The organism is Streptomyces sp. NPDC006512 (assembly GCF_040611935.1).
GTDB lineage: Bacteria > Actinomycetota > Actinomycetes > Streptomycetales > Streptomycetaceae > Streptomyces.
The window spans coordinates 73,848-91,137 of record NZ_JBEXPG010000035.1; the positions used below are offsets into that span (position 1 = coordinate 73,848).

Consider the following 17,290-nt stretch of genomic DNA (forward strand, 5'->3'; position numbering starts at 1 on the left):
GAGCCGCCCGTACGGGGACCGTCCCGCACGGTGTTGGCGAAGACGAGGATCCGAACATGCAGGCCGGCCGCCCGGACGACTTCCACACCGTCGGGCCACGGTCCACCACGCCGGCGGGGCCGCGAGCGCGGCCCCGCAGCCGCTTTCCATGCCCCGGCTCTCTCCGGGCGCTCGACGCGGGACCGGCGTTAAATGGACGTATGCGACGTATCAGCAAGCGGAGGGGGCTGACCGTGGTCGGCGGGCTCGCCCTGGCGGCCGGGGCCGTCGCCGCCGCACCGTCGCCCACCCCTACCCCTGGTGGCTTCGACGTGGCGCGGGCCCTGGACACGCTGGACGCGCAGGTACAGGACGGCATGCGGCGCACGGGGGTGCCCGGCGTCTCCCTGGCCGTGGTCCACGACGACAAGGTCGTCTACCTCAAAGGCTTCGGTGTCCGCAGCACCGACGCCCCGGGCGACAAGGTCGGCCCGGACACCGTCTTCCAGCTCGCCTCGGTCTCCAAGCCGGTGGCCTCCACCGTGCTGGCCCAGGCCGTCGGCGCCGACGGCTTCGACGCCCCGCTCAAGGGCATCACCCTCAAGGACCCCTGGGTCAGCTCGCACGTCACCGCGGCCGACCTGCTCTCGCACCGCTCGGGCCTGCCGGACCACTCGGGCGACCTCCTGGAGGACCTGGGCTACGACCAGGCGTACATCCTGTCGCACCTGCGCTACGAACCCCTCAGCCCGTTCCGCACCAGCTACGCGTACACCAACTTCGGCTTCACCGCGGCCGCCGAAGCCGTCGCCAAGGCCAAGGGCGTGGCCTGGGACAAGCTCTCCGAGGACCTGCTGTACAAGCCCGCCGGGATGACGCACACCAGCTCCCGCTTCAGCGATTACGAGAAGGCCGCCGACCGCGCCCTCACCCACGTCAAGGCCGACGACGGCACCTGGAAGCCGCGCTACGTACGCGACGCCGACGCGCAGACCGCGGCCGGCGGCGTCAGCTCCAACGCCCGGGACATGGCGCGCTGGCTACGCCTCCAGCTGGGCGGCGGAAAGATCGACGGCAAGCAGGTCGTCAACGGCGCCGGCCTGGCCGAGACCCACCTCCCGCACAGCATCAGCCAGCCGCCCGCCGGACCGAACACCCAGCCCGGGTTCTACGGCCTGGGCTGGAACGTGCGCTACGACGACCACGGCCGCCTGCGCCTGAGCCACTCCGGCGCCTTCGCACTCGGCGCCAACACCAACGTCACCTTGGTCCCCGCCGAGAAGCTCGCCATCGTGGTGCTCACCAACGGCGCCCCCACGGGTCTCCCCGACTCCGTCGCCCTCAATTTCTTCGACACCGCCGAGTTCGGCAAGCCCAGCCGGGACTGGCTGCCCGTGGTGGGCGAGGCCTACAAGCAGCAGCTCGGCGAGGGCCGCTCGAAGACGGACTTCGCCAAGCCGCCGGCGGACCCGAAGCCGGCCCGCTCGGACAGCGCGTACACGGGTACGTACACCAACCCGTTCTACGGGAGGGCCACCGTCACGACCGGTCCGGGCGGCGGGCTGGTGCTGCACCTGGGACCGAAGCCGATGGCTTTCCCCCTCAGCCACTACGACGGGGACACCTTCAGCTTCGAGACCGTCGGCGAGAACGCCATCGGCCGCACCGAAGTGACCTTCACCGACGGCAGGATGCGGGTGGAGTACCTGGACGCCAACGGCCTCGGCACCTTCGAGAAGAGCAGCTAGTGCCGTCGAGGACTGTGCCGCATCGTCTCACCCAAGAACTTCACCCACGGGGCCCACGGCGCATCGGCCGGTTGCCACCTTCCTCTCACTGATCGTATCCGGCAGACTACGCACCGATAATGCTGGAGGAGAGGGGCCGCCGTGGGCAAGCATGGTGACGGCAAGGAAGGCACCGAGGGAGACAAGCAGCAGTCTCCGAAGGAATCGGACGGCCAGTGGACGAAACCGGTGTCCGACCCGCCGAAGAAGAAGTGACCGGTGGCCTCGCCTGACGGGCTCGCCCACATCCTGGAGGCCAAGGGCTCTCTCCCCGAGGAGTGGGCGCAGACGGTGCGGGAGGTGGCGCGCGAGCTGTTCGTGCCCGACCTGATCGAGGTGGGCGACGTCAAGGTCTCCCGGTCTGCGGATCCCGTCGGATGGGCTGCCACGGTCTACGACGACGTGCCGGTCACCACGCAGGTCAACGACGGGAATCCCGTGACGGAGGGCGCCTACCGGCTGCCGACCTCTTCCAGCTCGATGCCCACCGTCATGCTGGAGATGCTCGCCCTGCTCGACGCCAGGCCCGGACAGCACGTCCTGGAAGCCGGTACCGGGACCGGCTACAACGCGGCCTGGCTTTCCCACCGTCTGGGGGCGGAGCACGTCACGTCGGTGGACATCGACGCCTCGCTCGTCGCCCAGGCGGCGAAAAACCTGGCCGCCGCCGGCTACACACCTCACCTGGCCGTGGGTGACGCGGGCCTGGGCTGGCCGGCCCGGGCGCCCTACGACCGTCTGATCGCCACCTACACCGTGCCTGAGATCCCCTACGCCTGGGTCGAGCAGACACCGGCGGGACGCATCGTGGCCCCGTGGGGCGGAAGTTTCTTCTCGCACTCCTACGCCGTCCTGGACGTTGCCGACGGACGCGCGACAGGCCGCTTCACCGGCTGGCCGGCCTTCATGCGCACCCGCGTCAACCGCCCGCACCGCGGATACCTCGCCGACTTCTACCACCGTGAGGACACCGGAACCCCCAGTCGGACCGGTCTCTCCCCCCGCGCTCTTGTCTCCGAGGCCGACGCCCTGTTCTTCATCGGGCTGGCCCTGCCGGACGCCTGGTACCTCCTGGCCGAAGCCCAGGGCAACAGCGGGGAAGCCACCTTGTGGATCCTCGCCGACGACCGCAGTTCCTGGGCGGCGATCGAATACCGGCCCGGTGCCACCAGTTACGAAGTCGACCAGTTCGGCCCCCGCAGACTGTGGGACGAAGCCGAGAACGCCTACCAGTGGTGGACCAGGCTCCAGCGCCCCGCCCGGGACCGGGCAGGCATCACGGTCGATCACACGGGCCAGCGCGTGTGGCTCGACGACCAGGCCAACGCCATCGCCGTCCCCCCGCCCTCCCCCGCATTCTCATAGCGCCTAGGCGCTGGACCCGAGCAGCGGGTGGCGCAAGCGGTCGATGGTGAGGGCGTGCCACGTACGCCGGAGCGTTCCCCGGGCACATCCGCGCGGGCGGCGCCAGGCACGAGACCAGGGCCAGGGCGCCTACACGAGCAAGGCCGGGCGGTCCGGACAGCCGGACGCGACCGCTGGCGCCCCGTTGATCACGAAGATCTCATACACACCAGCGGGGCTCTCGAACACGGTAGCCACCGAGCCTGTTGATCACCCGGCAGAACTTGGAGATTCCGCGAGTATGCGCTGTTCCGTCAGCCTGCTTCCGGCTGCGGCTCGCTCGTTCCAGTTAGCTCAGTGTCTGGATTCGGGCGCGGCTTGCGGATCGGGCGGGAGAACGCCTTGAGCGCAGCTGCGAAGCGCTGCGACCACTCTTCGGAGGGGTCCTGGCAGCCGGTGATCTTTTCGAGGTTGGACGGAGTGTAGCGCCCGTGGTAGTACTGCCGGGTCTTGGTGCCTTTACGGGCTTTCCAGCGGGGCTCGCCGACTGGGCAGGGGTCGTCGCCGTCGAGCTGGGCACGCATCATTTCGGCGATGTGTCCCGCGAATGGGGCCGGTTCGCCGATGGCGCTGCCCCGGTCGGCGACAGCACGGTCCACGGCCTGGCCGATCGCGCACTCGACGAGACGGCGGTCGCCGGTCCACAACGGTTGCAGGGAGCGACGCATCACGTCGCCGGGAAGCGGCGTGGTCCAGCCGAGCATGTGGGCCGCAACGGACATCTCCGCCCAGAGCGCGATCCGCAGCTCCTGCTGTTCGGTGAGGTGCTGTGCGGTGCGGAGCTGCCGGAGCGTACAGGGCACGGTGCCGCACTCCTTGCCGCAGGCGCGGCTGCGCGGGGTGACGAGCGGAGCCGGTGAGGCGGGCCAAACCGCCGCGCCGTCCTCCCTTTCGGTGCCGTCTTCCATGCGGACCAGCAGGGGATAATCCATGCCGTCGGTGAAGACGGCGGCCTCGCCCGGCTTGAGGGTGACGAGGTAGTCGGACTGGGATTGCGTGATGTTCATGGTGGCGCCGACTGCCTCGCGGTCGTCCCGGGCCGGAAGCCGGTGGACGATTTTGGCGGCGGTGTTCTTGATGACGTCGGGGACCAGCTTGCTGGGGATCTGTTCGGCGATGACAAGCCCCTCCCCGTAGGCGCGGATCTCCGCCAGCAGGCCGGCGAACATTTCCACGGCGTGCGCGCTTGCCCCACTGCTGTGCGAGCGGCGCAGCAGTCGGTGGGCTTCCTCGAAGACGGTCAGGTGCCGCAGGGGGAAGGCCAGCCGACGTGTCGTTCGTTGCTCCATGCGCAGGTACTCCACGAGCCTGATGAGGACGGTGCCCATCAGGAACGCCTTGTCCTTGTCGTCGCCGACGTCCTCGATCTCGAACACGACGTTGCGGCGCAACAGTTCCCCGAAGTCGATGGGGTGCCCGCCCTCGAAGAACCGGCCTGTGGTGCCGAGCCGCAGGCTGGTGAGGCGGAGCTTGATGAAGCCACGGACGTTGCTGGTGATCTCCTTGCCGTAGCCGATTTCGGAGACCACCTTCACGGCGGTGTCCTCCAGATCCTCCAGGGTGGGGTAACGGGGTGCGGTGCCGGGGAAGCGCGGCTCGCCCAGCGTCAGGTCCCAGCCCAGATCCTCGTACACGCGGGTCAGCGCGGCGCTGAGCACCTGCGGGAAGGGCTCCTGGGGGTCGAAGGAGGCGAGGAACAGCGCCCGGACCATGTCCAGGTGGGTCTGGAGCGGGAAGCGTTCGCCGTCGCCGTAGACAGAGGGTTCCAGCGGGTTCAGCCCGGCGGGGAGGGCGTCCAGCTCGCCTGGCTTGATGACGATGACCTCGCCTTCGTCGCCCAGGCGCGCCGACATGAACCGGTACTCGGCCTTGGCCGGTTCGACGACCAGCCACGGCAAGCGTTCCCGGGATGCGGCTTCGAGCAGGCCGCGTACGGTCTGGGATTTGCCGCCGCCGGTCGCGCCGCAGACGAAGGTGTGCCGGTTGAGGCTGGAGCGGGGGAGGGAGAAGTCGCCGACGGGGTTGAGGTTGCGGTCGAGGACCGAGCCGAGGCGGACCGGGCTCTGACCGGGCTTCGCGGCGCCTGGGCGGTTCTCGGGGGTGACGTCGAATTCGGGCCGGAGGGCGAACCGCACTCCCGGGACTTCCCGGATCGGGGGCCGGGCGAGTGCGGCCAGCAGGTCGGACGAGGCGTCGAATCCGACGTTGTGGTCCATGACCGAGCTCAGTCCGGCCGTTTCGCCGTGTGGCTTGAGGACGTACGGCAAGCCCTCCAGGTCGGCCGACGAACACACCAGGGACGCCACCCGGGACGCCGCATGCGGGGTGTGGCCGCCGGCGAGCAGTCGGATGCGCCACAGCCCCCTCGATGAGGCCTTGGCCAGCTCGCGCTGGTGGCGCTTCAACCTGGTGACTTCCACGGCGTATTCGGGGGCGATGATCGACGTGACCTCTGCGCTGTGTTGGCGGTCCGCGGCGTCATTGATCAGTTCGCCGATCACGCCGGCGGCTACGGGTTCCGCGAACACCAGCCATGCGAAAGGCCCCTGCCACACGCTCAGCAGGCAGTCCTCCAGGGTCGGCCGGATCAGGGAGGACACCTGATCCCGGGGCTGGTCGTCCATCAGCAGCCCGTCAGTGATCCCGGATATCGCGGTCCAGTACGGGAACGCGTCCAGCGCGCCCGCGACGGCACCCCTGTCCTGCAGCCTCGCCCGCGCCCCGGCCGGGAGGCTCAGGAGCGCCGTGTCCGTCCCGGACTCGGCCGGATCGCCGACCAGGGCGGAGCCGCCGACGAACACGTCGAGAGGCCGGTCCGCCGCGGGGCGGGACCAGCCGAGCACGATGGCACCGGTGTCCGGCCCGGCTGAGTGGTAGGCGGAAACGAGCGCGGCGAGTCTCTGCCCGCGCAGGTCGTCAAAGAGCCCGGAAGCCGTGGGATGGGGGATCGCCGTCCTGGGGATCTCCTCGATCAAGCAGGTGTCCATGGAGTGGAGTTGCTGCCAGGGCCCGATCCGTATCGCTGTCATGAACACCAGAGCCTAGGTGATCACGAGCCGCGGTCGTCCTTCGTCACCTGGCGAGGGGTAGGAGCGCGGCGTGCGCACGGAGCCGCCTTCGGTACGGCCCGGCATCGAAGCTTCTGAGCGAACGGCGGCTCCACCACCTGCTCGTGTTCACCACGTCGATGCACACGGAAGGGCTCGGACACCACTCTCAGGCCAGGACGTTCACGGCCCTGGCGACCACGAGCCCGAGGATCATGAGGGAAAGAATGGACTGGAGAGTCATGACGCTCTTGGCCCAGGGGGCGAGTGGCATGACATCGGTGGGGCTCAGCGCGGTGGAATTGGTGAACCCGAGGTAGAAGTAGTCGATGTAGTGGGGGCGCCAGTGCGGGGCGTTCAGTTCGGGGCTGAGCTGCTGTGGAAAGGCGAGTGCCGGAGTAGGGGGCATGTGGTGGGCCCGGGCGGCCGGGCCACCGCTGTCGAGTTCGAAGTACAGCAGGGAGAAGGCGAGAACGGTGGAGGCCCAGACGCTGCCACCGGCCAGCAAAAGGGCATTGGCCGAGTTGGTCTCGGTCCCACCGTGGATGAGATCGTCGATCAGCTGGACGGTCGACCAGATGGCGCTTCCCACGAGTACGACGACCAGAGCGATCGCGACCGAGCGCAAGACAGTGGAGCGACGGCTGATCCGGCCGGGGTCTCCCGAGATCAGCGCCACCAGCAGAAGACCTTCGGCGAGGGGAAGTGCCCACCGGGGTCCGAGACGCAGGTCGTCGGGCAGGAGCAGGGTGAGGACCGCGGAAGCGACGACCGCTGCGGCCATCGGCCAGCGGCTCTCGGTACGGACGGCAGATCTCGGCCCGGGCGCGGGCGGGCCCAGACGGTCCGTCTCGGAGGGGTTATGCCCGGTCACAGCCGCTTGCCCCCTGGGCCCGGTGGCAGGTCAGATCGCATGTCCCGCCCATCTCGTACGGTGCCGACGCTGCGGACGGTGCCGGTCGTCCTCGATGTCGGGTTCATGTGCCCGCTCCTCGCAGATGAAGGCGTACGAGGCGGCTGCCCCCACGACCTCGACCACGCCTGGACGCTCGCTCGTGAGGACGCGGCGCTGGACCTCGGATTCACCGTAGACCGGGGTGATCAAGGTCCGCGGCCGACACGCTCCACGTTCACACGCCCGCCGCAGCGGCGGCCGCCTTCATGGAACGGCCTGGAGGCTCCCGGAGGGCGAGCCGCCGAGAGGCCCTTGCGCAGCGGCCTCAGTGCCCGCCGGCTTGCCTCGCCTTCGCGGCCATGTCCTCGAGGACCGCTTTCGGGTCTCCGCCCGGTTCCACCGCACGCCCGATGTTGCGCTTGATGGTGTCGCTGACCACCATCCACGACGGGTCGTTGACCGGGTAGAGCTGGGCGCTGCGCAGCGCGGTCAGGAACTCGGTGTCGGTCTTGTCCATGCCGTCGCTCCCGTCCAGGGCCCGTGAGGCGGAGACCGTGGCGGGCAGCAGGTGGTAACGGCCGGCGAAGTCCGACAGGTTCTCGTCCTCGTACACGAACCGCAGGAATCTGCCGATCTGCTCCCGCTTGCCGTTCTGCTTGAACGCCATCATCCAGTCCGCGACGCCCACCGCCGGAGGGACCTGCCCGGTTCCGAGATCGTCCGAGAGCGGCATCGGAACCGTGCCGACGCTGATGCCCCTGGCGCGGGCCTCGTGGTGGAGGGAGGGGTAGCCGTTGAGCATGCCGACCTCGCCGCGCAGGAAGGCGGCGAAGGCGTCGGCGCGGTTGAGCCGGGACGGTGGGACGGGTCCGGTCAGGCCGGGAGTGACCAGTTCCTCCTTCACCCAGTTCCACGTCTTGATGTTCTGGGGGGAGGCGAGGCTGTAGTTGCCGCTGCTGTCTGCGTAGCCGCCGCCGTTGCTGAGTTCCCAGATCATCGCCTCTGCGTGGGCCTCCTCAGGGCCCAGGGGCAGCGCGTACGGGTACGCCACGCCCTTGGCCTTGAGTGCCTTGGCGGCGGCCTTGAGTTCGTTCCAGGTCTTGGGGGCCTTGACGCCGGCCTTGTCGAAGAGTGCCTCGTTGTAGAAGAGGAGGCGGCTGCTCGCCACGAAGGGCAGCCCGTAGAGGGTGCTGCCGACGGAGCCGGCTTCGGCGAGCGGCGGCAGGAAGTTCGCCTCGGCGGCGACCGAGAGGAGTTCGTCGGCGGAGTAGAGCCTGTTCTGAGCGGCGAAGTCCGAGTAGGAACCCATGAGGGCCATGTCCGGCGCCTTGCCGGCCTTCACCATCTTGGTGACCTCGCGGTCGATGTCGGCCCATGGGAGGAGCTTGACCTCGATCTTGATGCCGGGGTTCGCGGCGGTGAAGTCAGTGCTCACCTTGGACCAGAAGGCCGCAGAGCTCGTGGCAGGGGTGTCGCCGTACTCGGCGGCCACCAGGAACAGGGTTCCGCCGTCGGCCGCGCTGCCTGCGGAAGTCCCGCATCCGGACAGTGGTGCCAGCAGACCGAGGACGACCGCGGTGGCGGTCTGCCCGAAAATCCTTCGTCGCACGGGTGTGTTCCCCTGAATTTCTCTGGATTCCGTTACGGCTCACGTCGTTTCGGGCCGAGGGGTGCCCCGTCGCTGCCCGTTGGCCGGGATTCTCTCCACACGTTGGCTCGTTTGGCGTCACCGAACGAACAGGTGTGGGAGATAACCCAAATCGCAGAATTCCCGGTTGTGAGTTCCTACAGGGAGACGCCGGTTCGGACGCGCGTAGAACAACCGAAACACTCCGTTCCGGTAAGGGAGCGGACTTTGGCACGCTGTGCGGGATTTGCGAAGGAGGATGGAGGGAGCAACGAACTCGGCCCGCGGCAGGGCTGGTTCACCCGGCCCCGGGAGCGGCACGGGCTGCCGGGCCTTGGCGGCCTCCGTGGTCGCCGCTCGGATCAGGTTCGGGTCCCATCCGAGGTGTCGGCGATGCGGTAGCCGACCCCGGTCGTGGTCGTGATGACCGGGGGATCGCCGAGTTTGCGGCGCAGGCGGCCGATCGTGACGGTGACCGTGTTGGTGAAGGGGTCGGTGTTCTCGTCCCAGACCTGCTCCAGGAGCTGTTCGGCGCTCAGGAATCCGGGGCTGGCGCGCAGCAGCGCCTCCAGGACGCCGAACTCCTTGACGGACAGGTCCAGCGGGCGGCCTTCGCGCAGCACGGTCCGCCTTACCGGGTCGAGTTCGAGGCCGACGGCCCTCAGCACGCGGGCCCGGGCGGTCGGCTTTCGACGGGCCAGGGACCTGATGCGCAGGACGAGTTCGGGAAAGTGGAACGGTTTGGCGAGGTAGTCGTCGGCGCCGAGGGTGAGCCCGCTGACCCGGTCGCCGGGCTCGCCCGCGGCGGTCAGCATCAACACCATCGCCCGATCGTCCCGCTCGGTGATCATCTGGCAGAGCGCGTCGCCGTGGATGCCGGGCAGGTCGCGGTCCAGGACCACCACGTCGTACGTGTGCACGTCGATCCGCGCGGCGGCGGCCAGGCCGTCGTGTGCGATGTCGACGGCCATGCCTTGGTCCCGCAGTCCCTCGGCGACGACCTCGGCGAGGGCCCGCGCGTCCTCCACGACCAGTATCCTCACGCCGTCAGTCCTCCGGTTCCTTCCTGTCCGGCGGCCGCGCGAAGCGCCACCGTGACGCTCAGGCCTCCTTCCGGGCGGGCCAGCACGGCGAGTCGGCCACCGTGCGCCGCAACGATCGCCGCGACGACGGACAGTCCGAGCCCGGAGCCGGTCTCCGAGCCCGTCCGGTCCGCGCCGAGCCGCTCGAACGGCCGCGTCAGCCGGTCCGCCTGCCCCTGGTCGAGGACGCGGCCGCCGGTCTCGACGGCGAGGCGTGCCTCGCCGTCGTCCAGGCCGGTCGAAATCCGGATCCAGCCGCCCTCCTCGTTGTGCACGACCGCGTTGTCGACCAGGTTCTCCACGAGCCGCGACAGCAGCGCCGCACTGCCCCGCGTCCAGGCCGGCGCCAGGCCCGCGCCCTCGGCCCCTCCTTCGACGGTCAGCGCCTTCGCGGCGATGCCGGCGGCCCGGGCGGCCAGTGCCTCCGCGACCAGTTCGTCCAGGGGCACGGGGGTCCGGTCGGCGAGGGTGCCGTGCTGGGCCCGGGCGAGGACGAGGAACCCGTCCAGCAGGTGGTCCACCCGGTCGAGTTCGGTTCGTAGCCGTCCGGCGAGCGCGAGGGTCTGCGCCGCGGGTTCCGGTTTGGCGACCGCCACGTCCAGCGAAGCACGCATCGTCGCCAGTGGCGTACGCAGTTCGTGCGAGGCGTTGCCGACGAATCGGCGCTGCGCGACGAACGAGGCCTCCAGCCGTTCCAGCAGGCCGTCGACGGTGTCGGCGAGCTCCTTGACCTCGTCGACGGGGCCGGCGACGGCCAGCCGCTCGTGGAGGTTGTCCGCAGAAACCCGTCGGGTCGCCGCAGTGATCAGGCGTAGCGGGCGCAGCACCCGCCCGGCGAGGAGCCGGCCGACCAGGAGCGAAACCCCTGCCATCACCAGCAGCGCGATCAGCGAGCCGACCAGCAGCCGGTGGTTCTGCTGCTCGTGGAGTTCGGCGAGCTGCCCCTGGAGGTCCTGGATCCGCTGCTCGGCGGCGATGAGGGACCCGCCGGACGCGCCGTCCGGGGGCTGTCCGGGAGCCCTGCTGGTCACCCGGGTGCCGGACATCAGGTAGGTGAGGGCGAGCAGTACGGCTCCGGACCCGAGGAAGCCGGTCGCGTAGAGGATCGTGAATCGCCGGCGTACCGTCCCGCCCCGCAGCATGCCCATCTTCTCCCCGTCCCCCGTCCCCCGCGCTCGGCCGGTCCCAGGATGCCCGGCCGTTCCTAACAGCGGCATAACGGGGACGGTTCGGGCGGCGTGAGGGGCCGGACCGTAGAACCGTTCCATGCCAACGACAACCGAACCGCTCCGGCGGGAGTGGACCCGATTCCGGCGACCGGGCCGACTGTTCGCGATGGTGGCCGCGGCCTTGGCCGTCGTCGCCGTCGGCCTGATCTATGCCCTCGGCAACCACGCCTCCTGCGACGGCCCGTGCCCGGTCGACCCGACCGGTCCCGACGGCTCCCTCGTCAACGACCAGTTCGTCTTCGCCCACCGCGACCTCGGCGAGAGCGGCAGCATCACGGTCCGGATGTCGTCCATGACCGGCACGATCACCTACCCGCCGCCGAACCACGACCAGATCCTCCCGGGCCTGGTGCCCTGGGCGAAGGCCGGGATCATCGTCAAGGACGGTGTCCGCCCGGGGTCCTCGTACGCGGCGCTGATGCTCACGGGCGCCCATGGGGTCCGCATGCAGTACGACTACCGTCACGACGTCGCCGGCCGCGCCGGCGGGGTCTCGGTCGAGTCGCCGCGCTGGCTGCGACTGACCCGGTCGGGCGACACCGTCACGGGCTACGAGTCCGCCGACGGCGAGCGCTGGACGAGGGTCGGCACGGCGCGGCTGCCCGGGCTGCCCAAGACCGCGCAGGTCGGTCTGTTCGCGGCCTCGCCCGGCGACTTGACCTTGCAGCCCGTCGGCTTCGGCGGCGGCGTCAAGGAGCACGTACGTTTCACTCAGGCCTCCGGCGTCTTCGACAAGGTCGCCCTCCAGGGCGCGGACACCACCGGAGGCTGGAGGACGGACACCCTCGGCGACATGAACCGGACCGACTGGGAGAAGTACCACCAGCCGTCCGGGGCAGTGGAGAAGGACGGCACGATCACCGTCACCGGCGTCGGCGACATCGGCCCGGCCGGCAGCGAGGACGGCGCCCGCCCGGTGGAGAGCACCCTCGGCGGCCTGCCGGTCGCCTTGATCGTCGTGCTCGTCGTCGCGGTGCGGTTCGCCACCTCCGTGGGTCCCGACGCTTCGGGCACCCGCCGGGAGCTCGCGGCGCGCGCTGCCGTCCTGGGGGCCGTCACCTTCGCCACCGGGGTCCTCGCGCTGGGGATCGTGATCCCGGTCGGCGCATCGGTCCTCAAGGGCAACGGGATCACCGTCATAGGGGTGTCGGCGTTCACCGGAGCGCGGGTCGTGGTCGGTACGGCCGCCGCCCTGGCCCTGGCCGCGGTGTTCGCGTTCGCCCTCGGCACGCTGCTGCGACGTGCCCGGTTCGCGGTACCCGTCGCGCTCCTGGCGGTCGCGGTCCCCTACGCCGTGACGTCCTTCCCGCTGATCGCCGACGGCCCGGCGCAGTGGCTGCTGCGCCTCACTCCGGCCGCCGGATTCGCCGCGCAGCAGACCCTCGTGGAACATGCGCAGGTCCTCGCCCACTACGCACCCTCAGCCGGCTACTTCCCGCTGCCGTGGTGGGCCGGGATGGGCGTGCTGTGCGCCTACGTGGCGCTGCTGCTGTGGCTCGCCGCACGGCGCCTGCCGCCGTCGTCGCCGGCACGTACGGCTGACCCGGCGGTGCTGGGGGGCGGGGTTCCGGTCGACTGGAGGTGAGGTGACGGTGCGGGACCCCCGCACGCGGGTGGCTCATTCGCCCCAGGACCCCGGCAGGGCCGGATGCGGCCGGGGTACGGGGGCCTCGCGGCACGGGTCCCGCCACCGCACTCGCGCTTCCCGTGACCAACGCTGGAGGGGCACCCCCTCCGGCGAACGGGTTGATCACGACCAGCCCGTATGCTCAACTACCGTTGCGCGACGATCAACTGTGACTGCACGGCGGCCATGGGCGCTACTCGGCGAATCAGGGGGGAACTCGATGTCCACCAAGCGTTCCATCCGCGAATTGAAGGCTTCTGATGCGCTGAGGCGCAGGGGGATCTCCGGATTAGGCGCGCGCATGCGACGGTTGGCGGCGCACGAGCGGCGGTGGATGACGAGCCTCGGGCTGTGGCTGGCACGGCGCACGGACGGGGTCGGGGGCGCCGACGTCGCCGTCGGGTATGCGCGTGCTCAGGCGCCGACGGCGTACGGGCTGATCTTCGTGTTCGTGGTGGAGACGGTCGGGGTGTCGTTCATGCTCGCCGAGTATCCGGTCGCCCATCTGCTCATGCTGTTTCTCGACCTCTACACGGTGTGTCTGGTGGTGGGGCTGCACGCGGCCGCCGTCACACGCCCGCACGTCGTGGGGCCGGGCGGGCTGCGAGTGCGGCGCGGTGCGGCGCTCGACCTGTGGATACCCCTCGAACGGATCGCGTCCGCTCGCTACGATCTCCGGATCCCGGATGCGAACAAGTCCCAGGACGGGGTGCTGGAGGTGGCCATCGCCTCGCAGACCTCGATCACTGTCGAGCTGGTCCGACCAGTGATCACGCTGAGTTTCTGGGGTACACCCAGGGAGGTCCACACCGTCCGCTGCCACGCTGACGAACCGCGGGCCGCCGTCGCGGCCATCAACAGGTTGCTGCCGATCGACGGGTGACACCCACCACCGGGCCCGTCCGGCACCTCGCCACGGTCAGAGCTCTGGCAGCGGGAACGTATCCGTGTCGCTCCCGGTCGGCACCACGCGCGCGTTGCTGATGTACAGGTGCAGCAACCCGTCATCCGGACATCTCAAGGCCACGGTGAGGCCACAGATCCTGCGGCCGGCGGTGAGAGCGACCGCGATGGCGGTCTCGAATACGCGATGCCCTTCCGGACACCGGATGACGGGTTGGTTTCCCGCACCGGAGAGTGCTGAGGGGAGCGGGGTGTCTGAAGGCTCAAGCCTCCACGCGTACTGTCCGGGGAACCCGGCCTCCCAGCCATCCGGTAGACCCAGCGGCAGGCAGCAGCCGAAGCACCAGCACTCTCCGTTGAGTTCGAACTCCTCCGAGCCGCACGTGGTGCACACGAGCATCATGGCCTCGGCCCGATCGTCTCGAACCGACCCCCTCACGAATCGCAGGAGGGCGTCACGCCCCTCAGCTTCGCCGACGGGTCCAGCGCTCCACATGACCTCACCCCCCATTGCTGTATCCATCCGATCCGCGGTCCCGCTCGGCCGTCCTTCAGCCGGCTTCGGCCGGCACGAGCCCGAGCGCTGTGACGAGTTGACGCGTCTCCTCCCGGAAGAGCTTGTCCGGGTTGACGGCCTGTCGGCTCAGATGCCCGTAGACCTCCAGCGACACCATGCCGTGCAGGTGTCCCCAGATGCGCAGGGCGAGCGCCACACCCGCCGGGGGCAGCTCGGCGAAACGGGGCCGCACCTTGTCCAGCAGTCCGGCGTCGAAGTCGCTCCACTCGAAAGCACTGCCCGCGTACAGCCCCTCGGCGTCCGGCCAGGCGGCGTCCGCGAGGCCGGCCAGCCCGACGCACACCCGCCGCGCGGCCTCGGGCGCGGCGCCCCCCTCCGGAGCCTGGTAACCCGGCACGGGGTCCCCGTAGATCAGTCGGAAACCTTCGGGATTCGCCAGAGCCCACCCCCGGAAGGCATCGGCCCACGCCTGGATCCGTACGGCCGCGCCGTGCCCGTCGGTCGCCGCCCAGGAACCGTCCACGGTGTCGGCGAGCCCGGTGTAGACATCATCGATGAGGCTGGTGACGAGGCCGTCGCGCGTCGCGAAGTAGCCGTAGATGGCGTTCGCGGTCATCCCCATCTCGCGCGCGATGGCCCGCAGGGTGATGGCGTCCGGCCCGCCCGAGGCCATCAACGCCAGCGCCACGCTCTTGATTTCCGCGGTCGTCTCGGCCCGCAACCGTTCCCGCCGGTCTGTTCTCACCACCCGGCAACTGTACCCCGCACAGGAACTTCACGCCGTATAGTTCCCACACGGCGTAAAGATCGATGGGGAAGTCAACGGAGCAAGGGGACAGCCATGTTCATCGGAGTCATAGGAGCCACGGGCACCATCGGCAGCCGCGTCGTCACGGAGGCCCTCGCCCGGGGTCACCACGTCCGCGCCTTCACCCGCGACCCCTCGCACGTGGAAGAGGAGCGTCCGAACATCACCTGGTCCACGGTCGACGTACTCGACCCGGACGCCATCGCAGCGGTACTCCCCGGCCTCGACGTCCTGATCAGCGCCTTCCAGCCGGGCAACGCCGCCCGCGACCTGGCCGACACGATCGAACGCTCGATCGCGGACCCGTCCGTGTACGCCACGGCGGCACGCTCCCTCCTCAAGGCCCTGGAGACCCACCCCCGCACCCGCCTCATCGTCATCGGTGGCGCCGGCAGCCTGGAGGTCGCCCCGGGGGTGGTCCGCGCCGACTCCGACGCCCTCCTCCACCCCACTCTCGACCAGGTCGGACTCCCCCGCGCGTACGCGGCCGCGGTCCGAGGCCACCGCGAAGCCCTCAGCGTCCTGCAGACCTCGAACCGCCTGTGGACGTACTTCAGCCCGGCCGAGTCCATCACCCCGGGCGAGCGCACGGCGCGCTTCCGCGTCGGAGGCGATCAGCCGGTCCTGGACGCCGACGGGCGCAGCCACATCTCGGCGGAGGACGCGGCGGTGGCCCTGCTGGACGAATCCGAACTCCCCCGCTTCGTCCAGCGCCGTTTCACGATCGGCTACTGACGAACCCCGGGCGAGGCGCCCGCAGACTCGGCCCTGACTGGCCTGACCGGCCTGAGCAGTCCGCCCACCCACCAGTCGTGCGGCTTGCCGTCGTTGGCGATGCCGCGATGGCGCAGTGTCCCTTCGACGGTGAAGCCGAGTTTCTCTGCGACGGCACGCGAGCCGGCATTCCCGGCCATGGCCCACCACTCGATGCGGTGCACGTCGAGCGTGGCCCAGCCCCAGTCGCACAGGGCCCGAGCGGCCTCCACCGAGTACCCGCGTCCGCGCTGCTCCTTGACCGCCCAGTAACCGAGCTCCCAGACGCCGCGGCTGATCAGGGTCAGGCAGTACGAGCCGACCAGGGCGCCGGTGTCCTTACGGAACGCGCCGAGGGTGTAGTCCTTGTCCTCGGCCCACTGGGCGGGCAGCTTCTCGCCGACGAGTTCCTCCGCGTCAGCACGCCGGTACGGCACCGGCACCGGGGTGTAGAACTGGATGTCTTCGTCCTGGCAGGCTTCGTACACCGCATCCACGTCGACAGGCGTGAAGGCCCGCAGCAGCAGGCGGTCGGTCTCGAGAGTCACTGGATCCATCGCGGCAGTATGACCACCACCAACGAGCGGCGACCAGCGAATATCCCGACCGGGCACCGCCCGTCACCACACCCCGGGCTGGTCAACGCTCGTCGAAACAGGCTGTGGCGGATATTTCGTGACGGTCAGTTCTAAACATCCGGTATGACCGTCAATCTGCGTTCATCAGCATGGTGTTCGTGGGGGACGAACGGTTCTGGGATCTGGTGTGGCCTGACGTTGAGGGGCTGGTCATCGACGCGGTGGGCGTTGTCGGGGATGTGGTGCGGATTGATCTGCATGCTCTGCAGCCGGCGGTGGCATGTCCCTCGTGCGGTGTGACCGCCTCACGCGTGCACAGCACGTACATGCGGCGCCTGGCCGACCGCCCGCTGGGCGGTCGGCGGGTGCTCCTGCGGCTGCGGGTCCGCCGGTTGTTCTGCGACAACGGCCTGTGCTCCCGCCGGACGATGGCTGAACAGGTACCCGGCCTGACATCGCGGTACCAGCGCAGGACGACGGCCCTGGCCAGGATGGTGCAGGCGATCGGGCTGGCTGTCGGCGGCCGGGCCGGTGCCCGGCTCGCCGGCTACCTGCCGGTGCGGACGAGCCGGGACGTGATCCTCGGTGAACTTCGGCGACTTCCGGACCCAGCGTCTGCCCAGGTCAGGGTACTGGGGATCGACGAGTTTGCGTTCCGCAGGGGCGCGACCTACGGCACCGTCCTCATCGACGTCGAAACACGCCGGCCCATTGACCTGCTGCCCGACCGCACCGCGGACACCGTGGCCGCCTGGCTCGCCGACCACCCCGAGATCGAGGTCATCTGCCGGGATCGGTGCAGCACCTTCAGCCAGGCCGCCGCCCGCGCGGCACCCGGCGCGATCCAGGTTGCGGACAGGTGGCACTTTCATTCACTCGCCCGCGCAGTCGAACGGACCGCTCACCAGCATCGCGCCTGCCTGCGCAAAGACACCGAGTTCAACGATCCGGACCAGCCCCTAGGTTCTGTCGTCAAATGTCACGCCCACATCAGGAGTGATGCGAGGGTGACGGCCGCTTCGTAGGACTGGGCGGTTTTGTCATAGCGGGTGGC

15 protein-coding genes are annotated in these 17,290 nt (G+C 69.8%); 6 read left to right on the top strand and 9 right to left on the bottom strand.

Features of this window, described 5'->3' with window-relative positions:
• The first annotated feature begins 200 nt into the window (after window positions 1-200).
• Both ABZZ17_RS24170 and ABZZ17_RS24175 read left to right on the top strand, forming a co-directional pair.
• The gene (locus tag ABZZ17_RS24170; protein ID WP_356878388.1) at window positions 201-1,727 is read left to right on the top strand and encodes a serine hydrolase; all 1,527 of its coding nucleotides are present in this window, start codon (window positions 201-203) and stop codon (window positions 1,725-1,727) included.
• A 258-nt stretch (window positions 1,728-1,985) separates the two neighbouring features.
• On the top strand, window positions 1,986-3,131 hold the full coding sequence (locus ABZZ17_RS24175; RefSeq protein WP_356878389.1) for a methyltransferase domain-containing protein: 1,146 nt from the start codon (window positions 1,986-1,988) through the stop codon (window positions 3,129-3,131).
• Window positions 3,132-3,424: 293 nt separating this feature from the next.
• Here the strand turns inward: ABZZ17_RS24175 and ABZZ17_RS24180 are convergent, their stop codons facing one another.
• The 6 genes from ABZZ17_RS24180 to ABZZ17_RS24205 all read right to left on the bottom strand — a co-directional run bounded on the left by ABZZ17_RS24180 (window position 3,425) and on the right by ABZZ17_RS24205 (window position 10,969).
• Entirely contained in the window at window positions 3,425-6,199 is a 2,775-nt protein-coding gene (locus ABZZ17_RS24180) for an ATP-binding protein (protein ID WP_356878390.1), read from the bottom strand.
• Between the two features lie 187 nt (window positions 6,200-6,386).
• Complete coding sequence (locus ABZZ17_RS24185) at window positions 6,387-7,001, bottom strand: hypothetical protein (protein ID WP_356878391.1); 615 nt, start codon at window positions 6,999-7,001, stop codon at window positions 6,387-6,389.
• Window positions 7,002-7,121: 120 nt separating this feature from the next.
• Complete coding sequence (locus tag ABZZ17_RS24190; protein WP_356878392.1) at window positions 7,122-7,322, bottom strand: hypothetical protein; 201 nt, start codon at window positions 7,320-7,322, stop codon at window positions 7,122-7,124.
• 115 nt (window positions 7,323-7,437) lie between these two features.
• Entirely contained in the window at window positions 7,438-8,721 is a 1,284-nt protein-coding gene (locus ABZZ17_RS24195; RefSeq protein ID WP_356878393.1) for an extracellular solute-binding protein, read from the bottom strand.
• 380 nt (window positions 8,722-9,101) lie between these two features.
• Window positions 9,102-9,782, bottom strand: coding sequence for a response regulator transcription factor (locus ABZZ17_RS24200; protein ID WP_356878394.1), 681 nt, complete (start codon window positions 9,780-9,782; stop codon window positions 9,102-9,104).
• The gene (locus tag ABZZ17_RS24205; RefSeq protein WP_356878395.1) at window positions 9,779-10,969 is read right to left on the bottom strand and encodes a HAMP domain-containing sensor histidine kinase; all 1,191 of its coding nucleotides are present in this window, start codon (window positions 10,967-10,969) and stop codon (window positions 9,779-9,781) included. Before ABZZ17_RS24205 ends, ABZZ17_RS24200 begins: the two co-directional genes overlap by 4 nt.
• A gap of 118 nt (window positions 10,970-11,087) precedes the next feature.
• On the opposite strand from ABZZ17_RS24205, the gene ABZZ17_RS24210 reads away from it, so the two are divergent.
• Together ABZZ17_RS24210 and ABZZ17_RS24215 are read left to right on the top strand one after the other, a co-directional pair.
• Entirely contained in the window at window positions 11,088-12,635 is a 1,548-nt protein-coding gene (locus tag ABZZ17_RS24210) for a hypothetical protein (RefSeq protein WP_356878396.1), read from the top strand.
• A gap of 262 nt (window positions 12,636-12,897) precedes the next feature.
• Complete coding sequence (locus ABZZ17_RS24215; protein WP_356878397.1) at window positions 12,898-13,560, top strand: hypothetical protein; 663 nt, start codon at window positions 12,898-12,900, stop codon at window positions 13,558-13,560.
• 36 nt (window positions 13,561-13,596) lie between these two features.
• Here ABZZ17_RS24215 and ABZZ17_RS24220 read toward each other — a convergent pair whose 3' ends face one another.
• The gene (locus ABZZ17_RS24220) at window positions 13,597-14,091 is read right to left on the bottom strand and encodes a hypothetical protein (protein WP_356878398.1); all 495 of its coding nucleotides are present in this window, start codon (window positions 14,089-14,091) and stop codon (window positions 13,597-13,599) included.
• A gap of 40 nt (window positions 14,092-14,131) precedes the next feature.
• Window positions 14,132-14,845: a TetR/AcrR family transcriptional regulator gene (locus ABZZ17_RS24225; RefSeq protein ID WP_356878399.1), complete on the bottom strand. Its 714-nt coding sequence runs from the start codon at window positions 14,843-14,845 to the stop codon at window positions 14,132-14,134.
• 93 nt (window positions 14,846-14,938) lie between these two features.
• On the opposite strand from ABZZ17_RS24225, the gene ABZZ17_RS24230 reads away from it, so the two are divergent.
• A complete protein-coding gene (locus ABZZ17_RS24230) occupies window positions 14,939-15,640 on the top strand; it encodes an NAD(P)H-binding protein (RefSeq protein WP_356878400.1) in 702 nt (233 codons plus the stop codon).
• On the opposite strand, the gene ABZZ17_RS24235 is transcribed toward ABZZ17_RS24230, so the two are convergent.
• Window positions 15,634-16,215, bottom strand: coding sequence for a GNAT family protein (locus ABZZ17_RS24235; protein WP_356878401.1), 582 nt, complete (start codon window positions 16,213-16,215; stop codon window positions 15,634-15,636). The two genes, ABZZ17_RS24230 and ABZZ17_RS24235, sit on opposite strands and share 7 nt — an antisense overlap.
• 170 nt (window positions 16,216-16,385) lie before the next feature.
• On the opposite strand from ABZZ17_RS24235, the gene ABZZ17_RS24240 reads away from it, so the two are divergent.
• A complete protein-coding gene (locus tag ABZZ17_RS24240) occupies window positions 16,386-17,261 on the top strand; it encodes an ISL3 family transposase (protein WP_356878402.1) in 876 nt (291 codons plus the stop codon).
• Window positions 17,262-17,290: the final 29 nt, after the last annotated feature.